Consider the following 19644-nt stretch of genomic DNA (forward strand, 5'->3'; position numbering starts at 1 on the left):
GGGCTGGGCGGGATGAGCGGCTCAGTAGACGAGAGCTTGGACGCCGTCATCCATGATCTCCTCGACGAAGGTGGGCGCGCCGGCGATCCGGACCCCCGGAATCACGTCACCGGGTCCGATGTCGCGGCGGGCGGCGCACTGCGTGCACAGGGTGACCGTGCCGCCGGCGATCAGGGCGTCCAGCAGGTCCGCCAGAGGCGCCGCGTGTGGCAGGGAGAACTCCGCCGCCCGGCCGGGCAGGGCGAACCATGCCGACTCGCCGGTCAGCCACAGCGAGACCGTCGCCCCCGCCGCCAGCGCGGTGGAGGCGACGGTGAACGCCTGCGAGCACCGCTCCGGGGCGTCGGAGCCGGCAGTGACCTTGACCACGAGACGTCGCTCCATGGCAGGCAAGCCTACGGGCCTCACAGTCGGCCTGGCAGAGTCGTCGGATGACCGAAACGCAGACCGAGATCAGCGAGTTGCTGGACCAGCGCTCGCAGGCCATCCGTTCGAAGGACCTGGACCGGCTCATGTCCTTCTATTCCGACGACATCGTCTACTTCGACCTCGTGCCGCCGCTGCTGTACGCCGGATCGGAAGCGCTGCGCGGCAGGTTCGCGGACTGGTTCGGCCGCTGGCGGAGCGGGATCGGCCAGGAGGTCAGCGGCGTGCACGTCGCGGCTGGCGGTGACGTCGCGGCCGTGCACATGCTGATCCGGACCAGCGGTACCCTGGTGGACGGTCGCGAGGTCGGCTACTGGGTCCGTGCCACGGACACCCTCCGTCGGTCCGCTGACGGGTGGTCGATCACGCACGAGCACGTCTCGCTACCGGTGGAGTTTCCTGGAGGTACAGCGGTGATGGACCTCCTGCCGCCGGCCTGAACTCGTCACCCGGTGACCGGATAGACTCCGAGCGTGCTCGAACTCGTCTTCACCAGCATCCTGATCCTGGTCACCGTCGCGGCCGGGCTGATGGCCTTCCTCGTGGTGTACAAGCTCTACCGGGGCCAGGCCTGACCTCGCCGTGATCGAGATCCCGGACGACCTGCACCCGGCCTGCCTGCCCATCGCCTGGCTGCTCGGCCGCTGGGAGGGCGCCGGCGTCGGCGACTACCCGACCATCGAGGCGTTCCGGTTCGGCCAGGAGGTCGAGTTCACCTACGTCCCGGACAGGCCGTTCCTCGCCTACGCCAGCCGCAGCTGGATCCTCGACGACGACGGCAACCTCGTGCGGCCCGCCGCCCGCGAGACGGGGTACTGGCGTCCGCAGGAGAACGACGAGATCGAGGTGCTGCTGACGCACCCGACGGGCTTCGTCGAGATCTATCTCGGTCAGACCGAGCCGGCCCGGGTCGAGCTCGCCACCCGTGGCGTGCTGAAGACCGAGACCGCTAAGGACTACCGCACCGGCCACCGCCTGTACGGCCTGGTCAACGGTGCCCTGATGTACGTCTACGAGATGTCGGCCATGGGTCACGAGCTGCAGCCGCACCTGTCCGCCGAGCTGAAGCGCGTCGCCGGTGCCTCCGAATCGAGGGATTGATCTGGGCCCGCAGGGTGTTCGATAGAGACATGGAGCCTTATCGCAGCCCTTTGCTCGACCGGCACGGTGCCGTCGCCGCGACGGAGCCGGACGACGGGATCGCGGCTCACTACGGCGACCCGTTCCGTGAGCAGCGCCGGCTGGCGGCCGGCGAGGGCGCCGTCGACCTGTCGCATCGTGGGGTCGTCCGGGTCAGCGGCCCGGATCGACTGACCTGGCTGCACCAGCTCCTCACCCAGCACGTCGAGCGGCTCGAGCCGCATCGTGCCACGTCGGCTCTCGTCCTTGACGCCAACGGCCGGGTCGAGCACGCCCTGTACGGGGTCGACGACGGCGAAGCCTTCTGGTTCCACGTGGAGGCGGGTACGGCGCCGGCGCTGATCGGCTACCTGGAGTCGATGAAGTTCTGGTCCCAGGTCGAGATCACCGACGTGACGGCCGAGTACGCGGTCGTGTGGGAGCCGGTCGCGTCACCGGCCGAGCCATATCTGAGCCGGATCACCGACCGCGGCCGCGACGTGTTCGTCCCGCGCGCGCACCTCGATTCCTACGTCGAGCAGCCGGCCGGGGTCTGGGCCTACGAGGCCCTGCGCATCGAGGCGTGCGAGCCGCGGCTGGGCCTGGACACCGACGACCGCACCATCCCGCACGAGGTCGGCTGGATCGGTACCGCGGTCCACCTCGACAAGGGCTGCTACCGCGGCCAGGAGACCGTCGCCCGGGTGCACACGCTGGGCCGGCCGCCGCGCCGGCTCGTGCTCCTGCACCTCGACGGGTCCGTCGACCACCTGCCGGAGCACGGCGACACGGTCGAGCTGGCGGGCCGCGCCGTCGGCACAGTCGGCTCGGCCGCCCGCCACCACGAGCTGGGGCCGATCGCCCTCGCCGTGGTCAAGCGCAACGTGGCCGTCGACGCGCAGCTGCTGGCCGGAGGAGTGGCCGCCGCCCAGGAGGTCGTGGTCGACCCCGAGATCGGCCTGCACGTCCGCGCCCAGCTCCGCTGACCGGTCATGACGTCGAGCGCCAGCTGTGCCGGGGTTCGTAGCCGAGCACCCGGCGGGCCTTCTCGATGCCCAGCAGCGTCTCGTGGTGCTCGATGTCACGCCTGCGCGGCACGTCCGGGAACACCTCGTCCAAGAGCTCGCCGTTGGGCCGGTCCATGACGGTGTCGACGCCGGCGATGACGAACACGTGCGCCCCGGTCAGGGACGACTCCAGGGACAGCCGGATCGCCTGAGCGGCGTCGCGCGCGTCGATGTAGCCCCACAGGTTCCACTTCCGCGCCGTCGCGTCGCCCTGGAACGAGCCGAACCGCGCGTAGTCCTCCGGGTCCATGACGTTCGACAGGCGTAGTCCGACGATCTTCAGCGCCGGGTCCCACCGGCAGAACTGCTCGGCCATGACCTCGCCGACCAGCTTGGACAGCGAGTAGGCGCTCTCCGGCCGGCCGGGGTACTCCTCGTCGACCGGGACGTAGGGCGGCGGGATGTCGAACGGCAGCCCGAGCACGGTCTCGCTGGACGCCCAGACGAGGTTTTTGATGCCCAGCTGCCGGGCCGCCTCGAAGACGTTGTAGGTGCTGACGGCGTTGACCTCGAACGTGACGTGGTTGGGCGCCAGCCCGGGCGCCCGGATCGCCGCGAGATGCACGATGCCGGTGACCCCGCAGACCCGGTCGTCGATCCCCGAGAACGCCGCCACCGTCTGGCCGAAGTCGGTCAGGTCGACGCGGCTGTGCCGGACGGACGGGTCCGCCGGCAGGGCCAGGTCGACCGAGGTGACGTCGTAGCCGTGTGCGGTCAGGTCCGCGACACAGGCCCGGCCGGCCTGTCCGCTGCCGCCGGTGACGATGATCATCTCGTTCCCTCCGCCGCGGCGACGTCGAGGATCAGCGTCACCGGACCGTCGTTGACCAGGCTGACCTTCATGTCCGCCCCGAACACGCCGGTCTCGACCTTCGCACCGAGTCCGCGCAGGGCGGCCACGAACTCCTCGACCAGCGGCTCGGACACCGGGCCGGGCGCGGCTGCGCCCCACGACGGCCGGCGACCCTTGGCCGTGTCGGCGTAGAGCGTGAACTGGCTGACGACGAGCACGGGCGCGCCGACGTCGGACGCGGAGCGCTCGCCGTCGAGGATTCGCAGCCCCCAGACCTTGCGGGCCAGCTTCGCGGCCGTCGCGGCGTCGTCGTCGTGCGTGACGCCCAGCAGGATTAGCAGCCCTTGCCCGTCCGGTTCGACGGCGCCGACGACCTCGCCGTCGACCCGGACCGCCGCTGACGTCACCCGCTGTACGACCGCACGCATGAGCCCGATACTGCCAGTCCCCGACGACGGCGAACGCGGCGGCCGATTGCCGCTAGCGGCGCGCGCCGGGCCGCCGCAGGATCGAGGCATGAACACGAACACGACACGGCTCGCCGGACGAGCTGCATTGATCATCGGGGGCAGCAGGGGCATCGGCGCGGCAGTGGTGCGCCGGTTGGCGAGCGAGGGCGCCGACGTCGCCTTCACCTACCGCGACGCCGCCCATCCCGCGGCCGCACTGGTCGCGCAGGTCGAGAGCTCCGGCCGGCGGGGCCTGGCGATCGGTGCCGACAGCGCCGACGCGGACGCGCTGCGGGCCGCCGTCGACACCGTCGCCGACCGGTTCGGCCGGCTGGACGTGCTGGTCATCAACGCCGCGCTGTACCCCGTCGGGCCGATCGACGAGGTTGCCCTGGAGGAGTTCGACCGCACCATCGCCGTCAACGTCCGGGCGCCCTTCGTCGCCGCGACCGCGGCGGCGCGGCACCTGGGCGAGGGCGGCAGCATCATCACCATCGGCAGCAACGTGGCCGAGCGGACGGTGTTCCCTGGCCTCGGGCTCTACGTGCTGAGCAAGACCGCGCTGATCGGCCTGACCAAGGGCCTGGCGCGCGACCTCGGTGGGCGCGGCATCCGCGCCAACCTCGTCCACCCCGGACCCACCGACACCGACCTCAATCCCGCCGACGGGCCGTACTCGGACACGATCCGCGGGTTCACCGCGTTGGGCCGGTACGCCGAGCCGGCCGAGATCGCCGCCACCATCGCCCACTTGGCCAGCGACGACGCACGCTACGTCACCGGCGCGACGATCGCGGTCGACGGCGGTTTCACGGTCTGACCGGCCGGACCGATCCGCCCGGGTCCTCCGCACATCGGTGCGGGTGTCGTGACAGGATCGACCCGGCGATGGCGCCGGATCGAGGGGAGCGACATGCACGCGGGCAAGCCCGTCCTGGTGGCGGAGGTGGTGCGGTCCGGGATGGTGGAGTCCCGGCACCACGGCACGGTCGTGGGCCTCGCGAGCGATGGTTCGCCGGCCTTCCAGGGCGGACGGGTGGGCGCTCCCCTGTACCCCCGGTCGTCCAACAAGCCGGCGCAGGCAGCCGCGATGGTCCGGCTTGGGTTGCCGCTCGAGGGCGAGCTGCTCGCCCTCGCCGCCGCCAGCCACTCCGGTGAGGACATCCACCAGGACGGGGTGCGCCGCATCCTGGCGCAGGCCCGCCTGGACACCAGCGCGCTGCGCAACACGCCAGGCTGGCCGATCGACTCGAACGTCATGGTCGAGCACGTGCGGGCCGGCCACGCACCGTCGTCGCTGGCCGCCGACTGTTCCGGGAAGCACGCGGCCATGCTGCTCACCTGCGTCGTCAATGGGTGGTCCACCGACGGCTACCTCCATCCGGAGCACCAGCTGCAGCGCTCCATCCACGACACCGTGGCGGAGCTGGCCGGCGAGCCCGTCGCGCACACGGGGGTTGACGGCTGCGGAGCGCCGCTGTTCGCGCTGACGCCGGGCGGGCTGGCACGGATGTTCCGGTCGCTCGCCACCGCGCCGGCCGGGTCGGCGGAGCGGACCGTCGTCGAGGCGATCCAGCGGCACCCGGAGTACACCAGCGGCACGGCACGCGACGAAGCCGAGCTCATCAACGGTGTGCCCGGGCTGTTCTGCAAGGGCGGCGCCGACGCCGTCATGGCCGCCGCGCTGGACGACGGCCGGGCCGTGGCTCTGAAGATCGACGACGGGGGAGCGCGCGCCCGCACCGTCGTGCTGGTGGCGGCGCTGCAGAAGCTCGGCGTGGACGCGCCGGTGCTGGACAAGCTGGCCACCGAGCCGGTGCTGGGCGGCGGGGTGCCCGTCGGCGAGGTGCGCGCCGTCCTGCCCTGACCGCCGCCCCGGCCTGCTCCGGCGACGACCCCGGGGTGACTTGTGCATGACACCTGGGCGAACGGCCGGGGTCGTTCACCACGTACCCTTGTGCCGTGCGTTCGTCTCGCCGCCTCGGATGGCGCATCGGACTTCCGGCGGTGATCATCGTCATCGCCGCCCTCAGCCTGGCCCCGTCGCGGGGAACGGTCCTGGACCTGCGGGCCTCCGGTGCCGTCGTCGAGCCGGGCGGCACGGTGGCCACGGTGCCGCCGGAATCCACCGACGTTTTCATCCCGGGCACGAGCGTGCTGTCCTCCGCCGACCGCACCGATCCCGCCGTCGCCCAGCAGATCGAGGACGACCGCGACTGGCTGGCCGTGGGCCAGCTCCCGGGCACCGGCACCCCGTACGCCGGCATGGCTGAGCGGGCCCTGCTCGACCTGCGGGTGCTGACGTCGGCGTCCGGCGCGCTGATGGCGGCGCCGGTCACCGCATGGCGCCACGTCTGGCCGCGTGACGCCTCCTTCGCCGTCGCCGCCTACGCTGCCACCGGTCACCACGAGGACGCCGCCGACGTGCTGGGCTTCCTGTCCCGAGTGGCGCCGGCCGACGGACAGTGGGAGGCGCGGTACCTCGCCGACGGCTCCGGGCCGCCCGACGACCGCCCCAAGCAGCTCGACGGTACCGGCTGGGTGCTCTGGGCGGTCTGGATGTTCGCCGAGACGGCTACCGACGAGGCGCTGGTCGACGAGGTCCTGGCGATGATGCGGCCGTCCGTCATCGCATCGGCCAACGCGATCATGGACGAGCTCGGAGAGGACGGCCTGCCGGCGCCGTCGTCGGACTACTGGGAGAAGCAGGAGTCCGAGGTGACGCTCGGGGTGGCCGCGCCGATGTCGCTGGGCCTGCGTGCCGCCGCCGCCCTGGCGCCCGCCCTCGACGTCGACCCGACCGCCTGGAACGACGCCGCCGGCCGCCTCGACCAGGCCATCGAGGAGCGGTTCGGTGCGCACGGCTACCCGCGCACCGTTCCCGACGGCGGCGCGGACGCGGCCGTTTCCTTCCTCGCGCCGCCGTTCGCGCCGGCCACCCCCCAGGTCAGCCAGGCCGTCCGCGACGCCGAGAGCGCACTGCTGGTCCCCAACGGCGGGCACCGGCCGGGCGAGGCCTGGCGCAAGGACGTCGACGTCGCCTGGACACCGGAGACCGGGCTGCTGGCACTCGCCCTGGCGGGCAACGGCGACCGTGACGACGCCGAGCGGCTGCTGACATTCCTCGACACCTACCGCACGCCGCTCGGCTCTCTGCCGGAGAAGGTCGACGCCGAGGGCAAGCCCGCCTCCGTCGCGCCACTGGCCTGGACGTCGTCCCTGGTCCTGCTCACCCTCGCACAGCTCGACGACGGCCTCCCCGTCGTGCCCGCCTCCTGACGCGGGGTGTCCCGAACCGTCGTCCCTGGCTCCACCAGGCCTACGAGCATGATTGAGCCGCGTGCCCACACGGCGGCCCTCAGACGGCGCCGTCAACGGGGAGTCGGCGGCGGGTTCGCTAGCTGATAGTTTGCAAGTGCTTGCTCTAGTTAGCTAGAGTCGAAACATGACGAGGTCCGGTATAGGCGAGTTCCTGAAGGAGCAACGGCGCACCGCGCAGCTCTCGCTGCGGCAGCTCGCCGACCTGGCCGGCGTGAGCAACCCGTACCTCAGCCAGATCGAGCGCGGGCTGCGCAAACCGTCGGCCGAGGTGCTCCAGCAGCTGGCCAAGGCGCTGCGCATCTCGTCGGAAGCGCTCTACGTCCGGGCCGGCCTGCTGGACGAACCCAGCGGCGACCCCAACGTCGAGGACGCCATCCTCGCCGACCCGGTCCTCGACGAGCAGCAGAAGCGTGCGCTGCTCGACGTCTACCGGTCGTTCCGCGCCGCGAAGCTCGGCCCGGCCGCGATGACGGGTTCCGAAGCCACGAGCGACACCACGAACCCGGAAAGGTGAACCATCATGCCCACCGCACCCACCACCGACCGCAAGCCCATCTACGCCGTCGCCGGTGCCGCCGACGCGGCGGTGGCGGTCCTGCGTGAGCTGCCGGCGAAGGTCTCCGAGGCCGTCGCCGACCAGAAGCTGCGCGAGGAGTTCCGCAGCCGCTTCGCCGAGCTGCCCGCCGACGTCACGGCGTTCCGCAATGGCTTCCCCGACCTGCTGCTGCAGGCACAGGCGAAGGCGTCCGACCTTCCGCAGCGGGTCCGCGACCTGTTCGCGCAGGCCGGCCGCGAGGCCGGCAAGGCCTACGACGAGTGGGCCGAGCGCGGCGAGGGCGTCGTGACCCGCCTGCGCGGCGAGTACGGCCCGACCGTCGGCGGCGCCATCGCCTCGGTGCGCGGCCGGGTGGCCGACGCCGCGGACGAGGTGGCCGATGCCACCGAGAAGGCCGCCGACGACCTGCAGTCGAAGCAGCGCTGACCTGCCAGATCGACGGGGGCCGCGTCCGCGCGGGCGGTCGCGGCCCTTGTCGATCATGTCCGAACCAGGGCCATGTCACGTACAGTGGACGCGTGGACGGTTTCGGGAACTTCCAGTCTGGACTCATGGTCCTCCTGGGCGTCGGCGCCCTCGCGTTGAAGGGTTACGCCTTCGTCGACGCTCTTCGGGTGCCCACGCAGGCGTTCCCTGCCGCTGGCAAGCTGACCAAGCCGATCTGGCTGGGCATTCTCGGCGTCGCCGTCCTGGTGGAGATCGCCGTGTTCCCGACGCCGCTGTTCTTCGTCAACCTGCTTGGCGTCGTGGGCGCCGCGGTGTACCTCGTCGACGTGCGGCCGGCGGTGCGGGCCATCGGCGGCGGCCGGCGCGACTCCAACACCCACGACGGCCCGTACGGCCCCTGGTAGGCCGAACCCGCTCAGTCCTCGGCGAACAGCCGGAACGCGTCTTCTGCCAGTGCGAAGAACGAGGTGTGGTCGGCTAGCGAGCCAGCGTTCTCCGCGGCGGCCTGCATGACGTAGACGTACCGCTCGCCGTCGGCCCGCTCTCCGTACCACGACCCCGTGACCACGCCGGGCGCGCTGCCGCCCTTGTAGGCGACGTAGGGCCAGTCGGCCTCGTCGATGGTCACACCGCGGTTGTGCCCGAGGACCGTCCGCAGCAGCTCGGCGTCGGCCGGGTCGGCGTCGGCACCCTCGCCGTCGTGCAATGAAACCAGTGCGTCGCAGATGTCCTCGGCCGAGGCGAACCAGTCGACACCGGAGCCCCAGGCCGGGTCGTCGACGTCACGCCCGGCCACCGTGAGCGGGCCGTCCGGCAGCGTCTCCAGGATGTCGCCGCGGCGCTCGGCGTCGGCGCCGTCCCAGTCGTCGCGCAGGTCCTGCGGACCCCAGCCGACCGTGAAGAACTCCCGCGTGGTGAGAAACGGCACGTTGGTGGCGGGGTCGTCGTGGCCCATGTCGGCCATCGCGGCCTCGACGGCGGCGCGCCCGACGAGGTCGGTCAGCAGCTCCGAGGCGGTGTTGTCGCTGATCGCGATCATCCCGGCGGCCGCCTGTGCGACCGACACCCGCGCGCCGTCGGGCTGGTTCTGCAGTTCGCCGGAGGGCAGGCTGCGGTTGTCGCCGGTGACGGTGAGCGGGTCGTCCCAGCGGACCTCGCCGGCGTCGACGGCGGCCGCGACGGCGCCGAGGACGTACAGCTTGAAGATCGACGCCATCGGCCGCGGCCGGCCCGGGTCGATCGCGGCGACCGGCTCGCACCGTCCGTCGTCGCCGACGCGCGCGGCGAACAGGCCGACGTCGGCGTCGAACGCGGTCAACCGCTCCTGGACCTCCGCCCACGACCGCGCCGCCTGCGTCTCCCCGCCCCTGTCCGGCTGGAAGAGGAGCGTGCCGATGACGCCGTCGTCGTCGACGGAAATGATCATCCGCCAGGGCTGGCCGTCGCCGTCGTGGAGGCGAACGACGGCGTCGGCGCCGGCCTCGTCGACGTCGACCGGCACCCAGGGCCCGGCCGGGCGCAGCTCGTCGAACACCGTGGACACCTGCTCGGCGCGGACTTCGGCCAGGAACTCGGTGTTGAAGCGCCGCCCGGCCTCGGCGACTGTCGGGCCGCCGTCGGCGGCGAGCTGGTCCAGGACCCATCGCGCCTGCCGGCCGACCGGCGTGTCGGGCAGCTCGACGGGCGGCGCGACCGTGGCGGTGCCTTCGGTGCCGAGCGTCGCGCTGGGCGCGGACGGGGTGGGGCTCGGGGCCGCTGGGTCGTCGTCGCCGGTGCATCCCGCGACGACGGCGGCGACGGCGACGGTGAGCGCCACGGCGCGGACTCGCTCGCGGGGCGCCGGCGCCAGCGAGTCACGCATCCGGCCGGCACCCCGCACTCGCACGCTCCTGATCGTTGTGTGATCGTGTCACGCCCCTGCGGCAACCCTATGAAACGAGGTCATCCGGACCGTTGCGCCGCGCCCCGGCGGGCCGAACCGCTTCGCCAGCAGCGAACGAAGGCCTCCAGGAGGCTTTGGGGTGGAACATCGGGTACTAGGCGTGGTGTTCTTGCAGGCACGGTAAGTACGACATCCGCCGCCGTCTCAATCCCGTAGTACCTCTCGGGAGAGCGGCGGCCGGCGGATATAGCATCGAGTGGTCAGATGTGGAGTCCCCGTCTCCACAGCCGACCGCTCGGCAAGGAGCGCCACTGATGTTCGAGAGGTTCACCGACCGCGCGAGGCGCGTTGTCGTCCTGGCCCAAGAAGAGGCCAGGATGCTCAACCACAACTACATCGGCACCGAGCACATCCTCCTCGGGCTCATCCACGAGGGTGAGGGTGTGGCGGCGAAGGCGCTCGAAAGTCTCGGCATCTCGCTCGAGGCAGTGCGTCAACAGGTCGAGGAGATCATCGGCCAGGGGCAGCAGGCGCCGAGCGGGCACATCCCGTTCACGCCGCGCGCCAAGAAGGTCCTGGAGCTGAGCCTGCGTGAGGCGCTTCAGCTCGGCCACAACTACATCGGTACCGAGCACATCCTGCTCGGCCTGATCCGTGAGGGCGAGGGCGTCGCCGCCCAGGTCCTGGTGAAGCTCGGCGCCGACCTCAACCGCGTGCGCCAGCAGGTCATCCAGCTGCTCTCCGGCTACCAGGGCGGCAAGGAAGCCGCTACCGCCGGTGCCGGCCCGCAGGGCGAGGCGCCGTCCAGCTCGCTCGTTCTCGACCAGTTCGGCCGCAACCTGACCCAGGCCGCCCGCGAGGGCAAGCTCGACCCGGTCATCGGCCGCGAGAAGGAGATCGAGCGGGTCATGCAGGTGCTGTCCCGCCGCACCAAGAACAACCCGGTGCTGATCGGCGAGCCCGGCGTCGGCAAGACCGCCGTCGTCGAAGGGCTGTCGCAGGCCATCGTCAAGGGCGAGGTGCCCGAGACGCTGAAGGACCGGCACGTCTACACCCTCGACCTCGGCGCCCTGGTGGCCGGTTCGCGCTACCGCGGCGACTTCGAGGAGCGGTTGAAGAAGGTCCTCAAGGAGATCCGCACCCGCGGCGACATCATCCTGTTCATCGACGAGATCCACACGCTGGTCGGTGCCGGTGCCGCCGAGGGCGCCATCGACGCCGCGTCGATCCTCAAGCCGATGCTGGCCCGAGGCGAGCTGCAGACCATCGGCGCCACCACACTCGATGAGTACCGCAAGTACGTCGAGAAGGACGCCGCCCTGGAGCGCCGCTTCCAGCCCATCCAGGTGCAGGAGCCGACGCTCGCGCACACCATCGAGATCCTCAAGGGCCTGCGCGACCGCTACGAGGCGCACCACCGGGTGTCCATCACCGATGGTGCGCTGGTGGCCGCCGCGCAGCTGGCCGACCGCTACATCTCCGACCGGTACCTGCCGGACAAGGCCATCGACCTCATCGACGAGGCCGGCGCCCGGCTGCGCATCCGTCGCATGACGGCGCCGCCGGACCTGCGCGAGTTCGACGAGCGCATCGCCGAGGTCCGCAGGGAGAAGGAGTCCGCGATCGACTCGCAGGACTTCGAGAAGGCCGCGTCGCTGCGCGACAAGGAGAAGCAGCTCATCGCGCAGAAGATCGAGCGCGAGAAGCAGTGGAAGGCCGGCGACCTCGACGTCGTCGCCGAGGTCGACGACGAGCTGATCGCGGAGGTGCTGGCGTTCTCCACCGGCATCCCGGTGTTCAAGCTCACCGAGGAGGAGACCTCCCGGCTGCTGCACATGGAGGACGAGCTCCACAAGCGGATCATCGGCCAGGAGGACGCCATCTCGGCGCTGTCCAAGTCGATCCGCCGTACCCGCGCCGGCCTGAAGGACCCGAAGCGTCCCGGTGGCTCGTTCATCTTCGCCGGCCCGTCCGGTGTCGGCAAGACCGAGCTGTCCAAGACGCTCGCGGAGTTCCTGTTCGGTGACGAGTCGGCGCTGATCCAGCTCGACATGAGTGAGTTCTCCGAGAAGCACACCGTGTCGCGGCTGTTCGGCTCTCCGCCCGGGTACGTCGGGTACGAGGAGGGCGGCCAGCTCACCGAGAAGGTGCGCCGCCGTCCGTTCTCGGTCGTGCTCTTCGACGAGGTCGAGAAGGCCCACCCGGACATCTTCAACTCGCTGTTGCAGGTGCTCGAGGACGGCCGGCTGACCGACGCGCAGGGCCGGGTCGTCGACTTCAAGAACACCGTGATCATCATGACCACGAACCTGGGAACCCGCGACATCGCCAAGGGCGTCAACCTCGGGTTCTCGGCGGCCGACGAGACCGGCGGCAGCTACGACCGGATGAAGGCGAAGGTCACCGAGGAGCTCAAGCAGCACTTCCGGCCGGAGTTCCTCAACCGTGTCGACGACATCGTCGTGTTCCACCAGCTGACGCAGGACGAGGTGCTGCGCATCGTCGACCTGCGGATCTCCGAGCTGGACGAGCGGCTGCGCGACAAGGACATGGGCCTGGAGCCGACTCAGGCGGCCAAGGAGCTGCTGGCCAAGCACGGCTTCGACCCCGTCATGGGTGCCCGGCCGCTGCGCCGGACCATCCAGCGCGAGATCGAGGACACGCTGTCGGAGAAGATCCTGTTCGGCGAGCTCAAGGCCGGCGAGATCGTGCTGGTCGACGTCGAGGGCGAGGGTGCGGGTGCGACGTTCACCTTCACCGGCAGCCCGAAGTCGGAGCTCCCCGAGGCTCCGGCCCCGGTCGGCGCCGGCGCCGCTGGCTCGACCGGCTCCAGCCGAGGCTCCAAGCGCGACAAGACGTCGTAGACGTCAGAGCGTCACACAGCGAACGGCCCCGCCCCCGGACTCCGGTCCGGACGGCGGGGCCATTCGCGTGTCGGGCGCTCGCACCCGGTGGTCATGCTCCTTCGGGTCGGTCAGAGTCAGCGAAGGGACCATGGTCACGCACGAGATGCGTCGGCGAGGTCACATCTCGACGGCGAGGTCGCACTCCTCGCTGATGTGCTCGGTGACGTTCTGCATCGCGGCGTCGAGGCCCTCGAGGCCCTCGAGCTCCTCCATCGCGGCGGGGTCGGTCATGTCGATCTCGCTCATGGCCTGGTAACCGTCGGCGAAGGTCCGCCAGTCCTCCTGGACGTCTTCCGGCGCGGCGTCGGCGATTTCGTTGAACCGATCGACGACGTCCTTCATGGCATCGGCGTTCTCCGGATCGGTCGGGTCGAGCGAGCTGAAGTCCTCCTCGGCGCTGGTCACCAGGTCGCAGTAGTCGGAGCCGGAGCCGCTGTCGTCGCCACCGCAGGCAGTCACGGCGAACGCCATGGCAGCGGCGCCGAGCAGGGAGAGGGTCCTCGTGGAACGGTTCATGAAGGTAACTCCTGGAATAGTCATCGTCGAAAACATCAGCTCTCAGTGACGAAGTCATCGAGAAACCGGGCCGACACTACCCGATCCACGTGACTGCCGGCACGGGGTTCGGTGCCCTTGCGGGAGATTGTCCATTGCGGACGATGTGGCGCCAGTCACGTGAGATGTCATGGCGAGATCCGGATTGGTCGCCCAGATCACCATGAAATAGATGAAACCGGATATTTCAGACCGACCCGTGGACGGTGAACGGGTGCGGTGCCGGCGTCGCTCTAGAGTTGGTGACGTGAGCGACCGCGAGATCGAGTGCTGGCTGACCGACATGGACGGCGTCCTCGTGCACGAGGACCGCGCCATCCCGGGTGCCTCGGAGTTCCTGCGGCGGCTGGTCGACCGGGAGCGACGGTTCCTCGTCCTCACCAACAACTCGATCTACACCCCGCGCGACCTGCAGGCGCGGCTGAGCCGCTCCTCCGGCATCGACCTGCCGGAGGAGGCCATCTGGACCTCGGCGCTCGCCACCGCGCAGTTCCTCGACGACCAGCACCCTCGGGGCTCGGCCTACGTCATCGGCGAGGCCGGCCTGACGACGGCGCTGCACGACATCGGCTACGTGCTCACCGACCGCAAACCTGACTACGTCGTCCTGGGCGAGACCCGCACGTACTCGTTCGAGGCGATCACCCGGGCGATCCGGTTGATCGGCGAGGGCGCTCGCTTCATCGCCACCAACCCGGACTCCACCGGCCCGTCCGCGGAGGGTCCGCTGCCGGCCACGGGCGCCGTCGCCGCATTGATCACACGGGCCACCAACCAGGAGCCCTACTACGTCGGCAAGCCCAACCCGATGATGTTCCGCAGCGCCATGAACCGCATCGAGGCGCACTCGGAGACCACCGCCATGGTCGGCGACCGGATGGACACCGACGTCGTCGCCGGCATGGAGGCCGGGCTGCGCACGTACCTCGTCATGACCGGATCGACCCGCCGCGACCAGATCGAGCGCTACCCGTACCAGCCCAACCACGTCGTCAACTCCATAGCGGACCTGGTCGACATCATCTGACGACGAGCGCCCGCACGACTACGACGACACCATGCTCCAGCCGTCGGCCTCGAACCGCTCCGGGTGCTCATCGCCGTGGATCGTCGGCAGGCCCCGCGACCGGACGGTGACATCGTCGATGTACACGCCGCGGCCCTGGTAGCCGGAGTCGGTGCGGTAGGTCCAGCGCAGGGTCGCCTCGCCGTCGACGTCCTCGAGCTCGGCACGAGCATTCCACCACTGCCGGCCCTGGTACCCGCTGACCGTCCCGGCGCCCGCGTCGATGGTGTCGGCGCCGCGGCGGGCGGTGAACGGCACCGGCGACCAGCTGGCGCCGTCGTCGGTGGAGATCTCCAGCGCCAGCGGGTCGGTGGACTCGGTGTCGACGAACAGGTCGAACAGCACCGTCGAGCTGCCGGCCAGCTCCACCGGCAGGCTCAGCGTGGACGTGCGGGTGTCGCCCTCGTGGGCTCGCCAGGCGTCGTCGCCCGTGCGCGGCGTGACCGACATGGCGTAGGCGAGCTCGTGTGCGACGGCGCGCCGGGCCGGGTTGATCGTGCCCCAGTTGCGCGACGGGTGCACGCGGTTGGTCAACAGGATGACGAAGGAGCGCGACTGGGGATCGATGACCATGCTCGTTCCGGTGTAGCCGGTGTGCCCGGCAGACGACGGCGACGCCAGCGCGTCCATGAACCAGCGCTGGTCCAGCTCGAAGCCCAGCCCGTGGGCGTTGCCGGGGAAGTCGGTGTTCTCGTTGGTGAGCATGGCCTCGACGGTGGTGGGGCGCAGGATGCGCTCGCCGTCGTAGGCACCCCCGTTGAGGATCGCCTGCGCCAGCCGAGCCAGGTCCTGCGCCGTGCTGAAGAGGCCGGCGTGACCGGCCACCCCACCCAGCGACCACGCGTTCTCGTCGTGCACCTCGCCGCGGACGATGCCGCGCGGCGGCGCGGCCTGGTACTCGGTGGCGGCGATGCGCGGCAGCGACTCCGGCGCGGGGTTGTAGCCGGTGTCGGCCATCCCGAGCGGGCCGGTGATGCCCTCGGCGACCAGGTCGTCCAGCGGCTGCCCGCTGACCTCCTCGGCCACCAGGCCGGCGGTGATCATGTTGAGGTCGGAGTACAGGTAGGTCGTGCCGGGCGGGTCCGCCGGGGTGGTCGCCAGGACGGCGTCGATGCGGGCCTGCGGAGTCGGCCAGTCGCGCCACAGAGGCAGCCACGACACCAGGCCGCTGGTGTGGGTCAGCAGCTGGCGCACCGTGATGTCCTGCTTGCCGTTGGCCGCGAACGCCGGCAAGTAGTCCGCCACCGGCGCGTCCAGGTCCACGCGGCCGGCCTCCACCTGCTGCAGCACGACGATGGTGGTGAACAGCTTGGAGACCGACGCGAGGTCGTAGATGGTGTCGGTGCTCGCCGCGACCCACTCGTCCTGCGGGAGCTCGGTGCCGGCGCCGTCGGCGTAGCGCAGCGCCCAGCCCGCGGCTGCCTCCGCCACGATCTTCCCGTCGTGGGCCGCCAGCACGGTGACGCCGGAGTACAGCGGGTGGGTGTCTCCGGGCGGAGTCTCGGTGTACGACGCGGCGGCGTCGATCAGAGCCTGGATGCGGTCGGCGTCCAGGCCGACGTCGGCGGGCGCGGCCTCGCCGAGCACCGTCCGCGGCGACATGAAGCCGTCGTGCGGACGGTCGAACGCGCCGGCGTCCGACGACGCACCCGCGGGGACGCCGCCCGCCAGCAGCCCAGTGGTGAGCGCGGCCACGACAGCGACCTTAACCCGGCTCATCGCCGGCCCCGGTAGAGCAGGTACTGCTGGCGCAGCTGGTCGAACTCGGCCAGCTCGTCCTGCCAGGACGCGACGATCTCATCGGCCGAGGCGCCCGCGTCGACCATGATCCGCAGCCGGTCCGACCCGTGCAGCAGGTGGATGAAGCCGTCGCTGGTGCCGCCGCCGCGCCACGAGAAGTCGTTCGGGTAGAGGTGCTTGAGGGTCGTGAGCATGGTGACGCCGGTCCGGATCGGGTCGAACGCGTCCGGATCGGTGACGTGCAGTTGGACGCCGCCGCAGACCTTGCCGATGTGCTTGCTGATGGTCGGTACGAAGTAGGCCTCGCGGAAGTCCACGCCCGGCAGTTCGGCGGCGTTGAGGTCGTCGGCCCAGTGGTACGTGCCGTACGGTGCGCCGATCAGCTCGAACGGCCGGGTGGTGCCGCGTCCCTCCGAGGAGGTGGTCCCCTCGAAAAGGCAGGTCCCGACGTACACCTGAGCGGTGTCGGGCGTCGGCATGTTCGGGCTCGGCAGCACCCACGGCAGCCCGGTGTCGGCGTACCGGGAGTCCGGCCGCCAGCGGCGCAGCTCGACGATCTCGAGGTCCTCGACCACGGCGCCGGCGTCGTCGGGCAGGAACTCGGCGTTGAAGAGCTGGGCCAGCTCGCCGACGGTCATGCCGTGCTGCTGGACGATGTAGCGCTGGCCGATGCCGGACTCGTAGCCGGGGAAGAGCATCGGCCCGGCGGCCGTCCCGCCGATCGGGTTCGGCCGGTCCAGTACCACGAACTTCAGGTCCATCCGGGCCGCGGCGCGCATGGCCGACCACATGGTCCAGATGTAGGTGTAGAAGCGGGCACCGACGTCCTGGATGTCGAAGACCACCACCTCGACGCCGGCCTCGGCGAACATCCGCATGAAGCCCGCCTCCTGCGCGCCGTACGCGTCGTAGACGGTGACGCCGGTCCGCGGGTCGCTCGTGGTCTCCTCCGCCTCACCGGCCTGGGCCGAGCCGCGGAAGCCGTGCTCCGGGCCAAAAACCCCGGCGATGTCCACCGCTTCGGAGGCGACCATGCTGTCGACGATGTGCGAGGCATCGATGAGGATGCCGGTCGGGTTGGAGATGACGCCTACCCGGTAGCCGCTGAGGGCGGTCCAGCCGTCCGCGGCCCATTGCTGGGCGCCGGTCAGCACGGCCCGTCCTGCATCGGTGCCCTGCGCGGTCGGTCCGCTGTCGGAAGGGGTCTCGGCCGCGGCGGCGGCTCCCGCGGCGGTCACGGTGCCGAGGCCGGCGGTCGCGGCCCCCAGCCCGGCTCTGGTGATGAACTGGCGGCGGTCCATGAGGGGCTCCTCGGGAGTCGGCGGGCTGCGGGCTCGGGAGACGACAGGTGGGGGATCACCACGTGAGGCCGTGTCCGATCGGGTAGAGGACGGAGCCGTCGGCGGCTGGCACGTCCACCGGCAGCTTTCCGGCCGGCGCGATCTCCCCGGTGATGACCTTCGCGACGCCGCGCATCGAGACCGTCGTGGAGGAGTACGCGGCCAGGAAGGCGGCGTCCTCGGGCAGGTACGCGACGTCGTACGGGTTGCGGGCCGCGACCGCGACCACCGGCGCCCCGGTCGCCGTCACCTCCCGCACCAGCCGCTGCTGCCGAGCCTGGGGATCGGTCACCCTGGTGTCCGCGGCGTTGGAGGTGATCACGACCGTGAGGTCGTGGTTGCCCGCCGCCTGGACCGCGGCGGCGATGGTGGCGTCGGTGGGCCTGGTGCCGGCGGCGATGACGTCCGCGGTGGCACCTCGTTCGCGGAGGGCGCCGGCCAGGTCGTTGCCGGCGGCGGTGTTGGTGGTGACGATGTTCACCGACGTGCCCTCCGCCGTGACCGGCAGGATCGGTGCGCCGTCGCCGTCGTCGTTGCGCAGAGCGGTGACCGTCGGATCGGTGATCCGCTCGGCGGCGATCCCGTGCGCCCGGTTGCCCACGATCCGGTCGACCGCGGCCACGTCGACGTACGGGTCCTCCACGATGCCGCGGCGCCATTTCAGCCCGAGCACCCGCGCGACGCTCTCGTCGAGTCGTTCCTCACTGATCTCGCCCGTGCGGACCGCGTTCAGGACGGCCTGGTACATGATGTCCATCTCGCCGTCCTCGGGCACCAGCAGCTGGTCGACGCCTGCCAGCAGGGCCAGCACCGGAACCCGCTCGGGGCCGAAGTGCTCGCGGATGGCGTCCATGTTGAGCGCGTCGGTGATGACGATGCCGTCGTAGCCGAGCTCGCCGCGCAGCAGGTCGGTGATGATCGGCCGGGACAGCGTGGCCGGGACGCCGGACGCGTCCAGGCTGTCCACCACGATGTGCGCGGTCATGATCACGTCGATGCCGGCGTCGATCGCGGCCTCGAACGGCGGCGCGTCGATGGCCTCCCACTCCTGCCGGGTGTGGTCGATCTCCGGCACTCCGTAATGGCTGTCGGTGGTGGTGTCGCCGTGGCCGGGGAAGTGCTTGGCGGCCGCGGCCACGCCGTCGCCGCGCTCGTAGCCGGCAACCTGAGCGGCGACGTACTCGGCGGCGAGCTGCGGGTCGGAGCTGAAGCTGCGCACCCCGATCACCGGGTTCGCGGCGTTGACGTTGACGTCGGCGACCGGGGCGAAGTTCTGGTTGATGCCGACGGCGCGCAGCTCGCGCGCGGTGATCCGGGCCGCCTCGCGCGCGGCGTGTGTGCTGCCGCCCGCGGCCAACGCCTGGGCGCCCGGGAACTGGGTGGCCGGTGCGGGCATCCTGGCGACGATGCCGGTCTCCTGGTCCGCCGAGACCAGCAGCGGCGGGCCCCCGTCGGTCGCGGTAGCCTGCAGCCCGTTCGACAGCCGCGCGATCTGCCGCGGGTTGTTCACGTTGCCCGACCAGGCGAAGTAGATGACGCCGCCCAGGTGGTACTTGTCGACCACCTCGGCCGGGGTGTCGACGCCGTACGCGGCTTGGTTCAGCGCCGCCTCGGCCGGCGTGACGGCCGTGGCGTCGGTGCCGTAGGCGTGCGTGACGAAGAGCTGGCCGACCTTCTCCTCGACGCTCAGCTGGGCCAGCTGTTCGGCGACGTACGCGGCCTCGGAGTCCGCGGCCGATGGCATACCGCCGGCCTGAGATGCCGGTTCGGCGACGACGGTGCTCGGCGAGGCCAACAACACGGCGCCGGCGACCGCCAGCGAGCGGAGCAAGTGACGGCGGCGGATCGGGGACATGCGGGGCCTCCCCAAGGTGGGCGGTTGCCGTTTTCAACGGACCGGCTTGTGGCGGAACGTAGCGAAATGATTACCGTCGGTCAAGAGTGGTCACTCCGTGTGAACGCCCGCCCCGGTCTCTT

The 19644-nt window shown here is 71.0% G+C and carries 19 protein-coding genes; 11 read left to right on the plus strand and 8 right to left on the minus strand.

The window, feature by feature from the left end:
* Positions 1-21: 21 nt before the first annotated feature.
* On the minus strand, positions 22-384 hold the full coding sequence (locus E1269_RS30500) for a DsrE family protein (protein WP_131901777.1): 363 nt from the start codon (positions 382-384) through the stop codon (positions 22-24).
* 47 nt (positions 385-431) lie between these two features.
* Here E1269_RS30500 and E1269_RS30505 point away from each other — a divergent pair, with 47 nt between their 5' ends.
* From E1269_RS30505 to ygfZ, 3 genes are all read left to right on the plus strand, one after another.
* Positions 432-866 (plus strand): YybH family protein, encoded by a 435-nt coding sequence (locus E1269_RS30505; RefSeq protein WP_131901779.1) that lies wholly within the window; start codon positions 432-434, stop codon positions 864-866.
* Between the two features lie 142 nt (positions 867-1008).
* A complete protein-coding gene (locus E1269_RS30510) occupies positions 1009-1527 on the plus strand; it encodes a heme-binding beta-barrel domain-containing protein (protein WP_131901781.1) in 519 nt (172 codons plus the stop codon).
* A gap of 29 nt (positions 1528-1556) precedes the next feature.
* Entirely contained in the window at positions 1557-2531 is a 975-nt protein-coding gene (gene ygfZ / locus E1269_RS30515) for a CAF17-like 4Fe-4S cluster assembly/insertion protein YgfZ (RefSeq protein ID WP_131901783.1), read from the plus strand.
* 4 nt (positions 2532-2535) lie between these two features.
* On the opposite strand, the gene E1269_RS30520 is transcribed toward ygfZ, so the two are convergent.
* Both E1269_RS30520 and dtd read right to left on the minus strand, forming a co-directional pair.
* Positions 2536-3384, minus strand: coding sequence for an NAD-dependent epimerase/dehydratase family protein (locus tag E1269_RS30520; RefSeq protein ID WP_131901785.1), 849 nt, complete (start codon positions 3382-3384; stop codon positions 2536-2538).
* Entirely contained in the window at positions 3381-3833 is a 453-nt protein-coding gene (gene dtd, locus E1269_RS30525) for a D-aminoacyl-tRNA deacylase (protein ID WP_131901787.1), read from the minus strand. Before dtd ends, E1269_RS30520 begins: the two co-directional genes overlap by 4 nt.
* Positions 3834-3921: 88 nt before the next feature.
* Between dtd and E1269_RS30530 the strand changes: the two genes are divergently transcribed.
* The 6 genes from E1269_RS30530 (at position 3922) to E1269_RS30555 (ending at position 8582) form a co-directional block, all read left to right on the plus strand.
* Positions 3922-4674, plus strand: a complete 753-nt coding sequence (locus E1269_RS30530; protein ID WP_131901789.1) for an SDR family NAD(P)-dependent oxidoreductase — start codon at positions 3922-3924, stop codon at positions 4672-4674.
* A gap of 93 nt (positions 4675-4767) precedes the next feature.
* Positions 4768-5721, plus strand: coding sequence for an asparaginase (locus tag E1269_RS30535; RefSeq protein WP_131901791.1), 954 nt, complete (start codon positions 4768-4770; stop codon positions 5719-5721).
* 95 nt (positions 5722-5816) lie between these two features.
* Positions 5817-7133, plus strand: a complete 1317-nt coding sequence (locus tag E1269_RS30540; RefSeq protein ID WP_131901793.1) for a glycoside hydrolase family 15 protein — start codon at positions 5817-5819, stop codon at positions 7131-7133.
* Positions 7134-7299: 166 nt separating this feature from the next.
* Entirely contained in the window at positions 7300-7689 is a 390-nt protein-coding gene (locus E1269_RS30545; RefSeq protein ID WP_131901795.1) for a helix-turn-helix domain-containing protein, read from the plus strand.
* 6 nt (positions 7690-7695) lie between these two features.
* Positions 7696-8157, plus strand: a complete 462-nt coding sequence (locus E1269_RS30550) for a hypothetical protein (protein ID WP_131901797.1) — start codon at positions 7696-7698, stop codon at positions 8155-8157.
* 92 nt (positions 8158-8249) lie between these two features.
* Entirely contained in the window at positions 8250-8582 is a 333-nt protein-coding gene (locus E1269_RS30555) for a DUF2516 family protein (RefSeq protein ID WP_203434241.1), read from the plus strand.
* 11 nt (positions 8583-8593) lie between these two features.
* Here the strand turns inward: E1269_RS30555 and E1269_RS30560 are convergent, their stop codons facing one another.
* Complete coding sequence (locus tag E1269_RS30560; protein ID WP_162606702.1) at positions 8594-10063, minus strand: Cpe/LpqF family protein; 1470 nt, start codon at positions 10061-10063, stop codon at positions 8594-8596.
* A 311-nt stretch (positions 10064-10374) separates the two neighbouring features.
* Here E1269_RS30560 and E1269_RS30565 point away from each other — a divergent pair, with 311 nt between their 5' ends.
* Complete coding sequence (locus E1269_RS30565) at positions 10375-12924, plus strand: ATP-dependent Clp protease ATP-binding subunit (protein WP_131901801.1); 2550 nt, start codon at positions 10375-10377, stop codon at positions 12922-12924.
* A 159-nt stretch (positions 12925-13083) separates the two neighbouring features.
* Here the strand turns inward: E1269_RS30565 and E1269_RS30570 are convergent, their stop codons facing one another.
* On the minus strand, positions 13084-13482 hold the full coding sequence (locus E1269_RS30570; RefSeq protein ID WP_131901803.1) for a hypothetical protein: 399 nt from the start codon (positions 13480-13482) through the stop codon (positions 13084-13086).
* A gap of 322 nt (positions 13483-13804) precedes the next feature.
* Here E1269_RS30570 and E1269_RS30575 point away from each other — a divergent pair, with 322 nt between their 5' ends.
* Complete coding sequence (locus E1269_RS30575; RefSeq protein ID WP_420810694.1) at positions 13805-14548, plus strand: HAD-IIA family hydrolase; 744 nt, start codon at positions 13805-13807, stop codon at positions 14546-14548.
* 18 nt (positions 14549-14566) lie between these two features.
* On the opposite strand, the gene E1269_RS30580 is transcribed toward E1269_RS30575, so the two are convergent.
* The 3 genes from E1269_RS30580 to E1269_RS30590 are packed head-to-tail and all read right to left on the minus strand — an operon-like array spanning position 14567 to position 19522.
* A complete protein-coding gene (locus tag E1269_RS30580; protein WP_203434242.1) occupies positions 14567-16282 on the minus strand; it encodes a serine hydrolase domain-containing protein in 1716 nt (571 codons plus the stop codon).
* A gap of 20 nt (positions 16283-16302) precedes the next feature.
* Positions 16303-17628 (minus strand): exo-beta-N-acetylmuramidase NamZ family protein, encoded by a 1326-nt coding sequence (locus tag E1269_RS30585; protein ID WP_131901808.1) that lies wholly within the window; start codon positions 17626-17628, stop codon positions 16303-16305.
* A 55-nt stretch (positions 17629-17683) separates the two neighbouring features.
* Complete coding sequence (locus E1269_RS30590) at positions 17684-19522, minus strand: glycoside hydrolase family 3 protein (protein WP_131901810.1); 1839 nt, start codon at positions 19520-19522, stop codon at positions 17684-17686.
* Positions 19523-19644 lie beyond the last annotated feature (122 nt).

Origin of the sequence: Jiangella asiatica, from assembly GCF_004349065.1 — a bacterium.
Lineage (GTDB): Bacteria > Actinomycetota > Actinomycetes > Jiangellales > Jiangellaceae > Jiangella > Jiangella asiatica.

What these genes read in the sequence shown, in the direction of transcription:
- dtd (WP_131901787.1), bottom strand. Translation starts at nt 3,833, where the DNA reads ATGCGTGCGGTCGTACAGCGGGTGACGTCAGCGGCGGTCCGGGTCGAC.
- E1269_RS30570 (WP_131901803.1), bottom strand. Translation starts at nt 13,482, where the DNA reads ATGAACCGTTCCACGAGGACCCTCTCCCTGCTCGGCGCCGCTGCCATG.
- E1269_RS30585 (WP_131901808.1), bottom strand. Translation starts at nt 17,628, where the DNA reads ATGGACCGCCGCCAGTTCATCACCAGAGCCGGGCTGGGGGCCGCGACC.
- E1269_RS30535 (WP_131901791.1), top strand. Translation starts at nt 4,768, where the DNA reads ATGCACGCGGGCAAGCCCGTCCTGGTGGCGGAGGTGGTGCGGTCCGGG.
- E1269_RS30520 (WP_131901785.1), bottom strand. Translation starts at nt 3,384, where the DNA reads ATGATCATCGTCACCGGCGGCAGCGGACAGGCCGGCCGGGCCTGTGTC.
- E1269_RS30545 (WP_131901795.1), top strand. Translation starts at nt 7,300, where the DNA reads ATGACGAGGTCCGGTATAGGCGAGTTCCTGAAGGAGCAACGGCGCACC.
- E1269_RS30550 (WP_131901797.1), top strand. Translation starts at nt 7,696, where the DNA reads ATGCCCACCGCACCCACCACCGACCGCAAGCCCATCTACGCCGTCGCC.
- E1269_RS30575 (WP_420810694.1), top strand. Translation starts at nt 13,805, where the DNA reads ATGGACGGCGTCCTCGTGCACGAGGACCGCGCCATCCCGGGTGCCTCG.
- E1269_RS30565 (WP_131901801.1), top strand. Translation starts at nt 10,375, where the DNA reads ATGTTCGAGAGGTTCACCGACCGCGCGAGGCGCGTTGTCGTCCTGGCC.
- ygfZ (WP_131901783.1), top strand. Translation starts at nt 1,557, where the DNA reads ATGGAGCCTTATCGCAGCCCTTTGCTCGACCGGCACGGTGCCGTCGCC.
- E1269_RS30530 (WP_131901789.1), top strand. Translation starts at nt 3,922, where the DNA reads ATGAACACGAACACGACACGGCTCGCCGGACGAGCTGCATTGATCATC.
- E1269_RS30505 (WP_131901779.1), top strand. Translation starts at nt 432, where the DNA reads ATGACCGAAACGCAGACCGAGATCAGCGAGTTGCTGGACCAGCGCTCG.
- E1269_RS30500 (WP_131901777.1), bottom strand. Translation starts at nt 384, where the DNA reads ATGGAGCGACGTCTCGTGGTCAAGGTCACTGCCGGCTCCGACGCCCCG.
- E1269_RS30590 (WP_131901810.1), bottom strand. Translation starts at nt 19,522, where the DNA reads ATGTCCCCGATCCGCCGCCGTCACTTGCTCCGCTCGCTGGCGGTCGCC.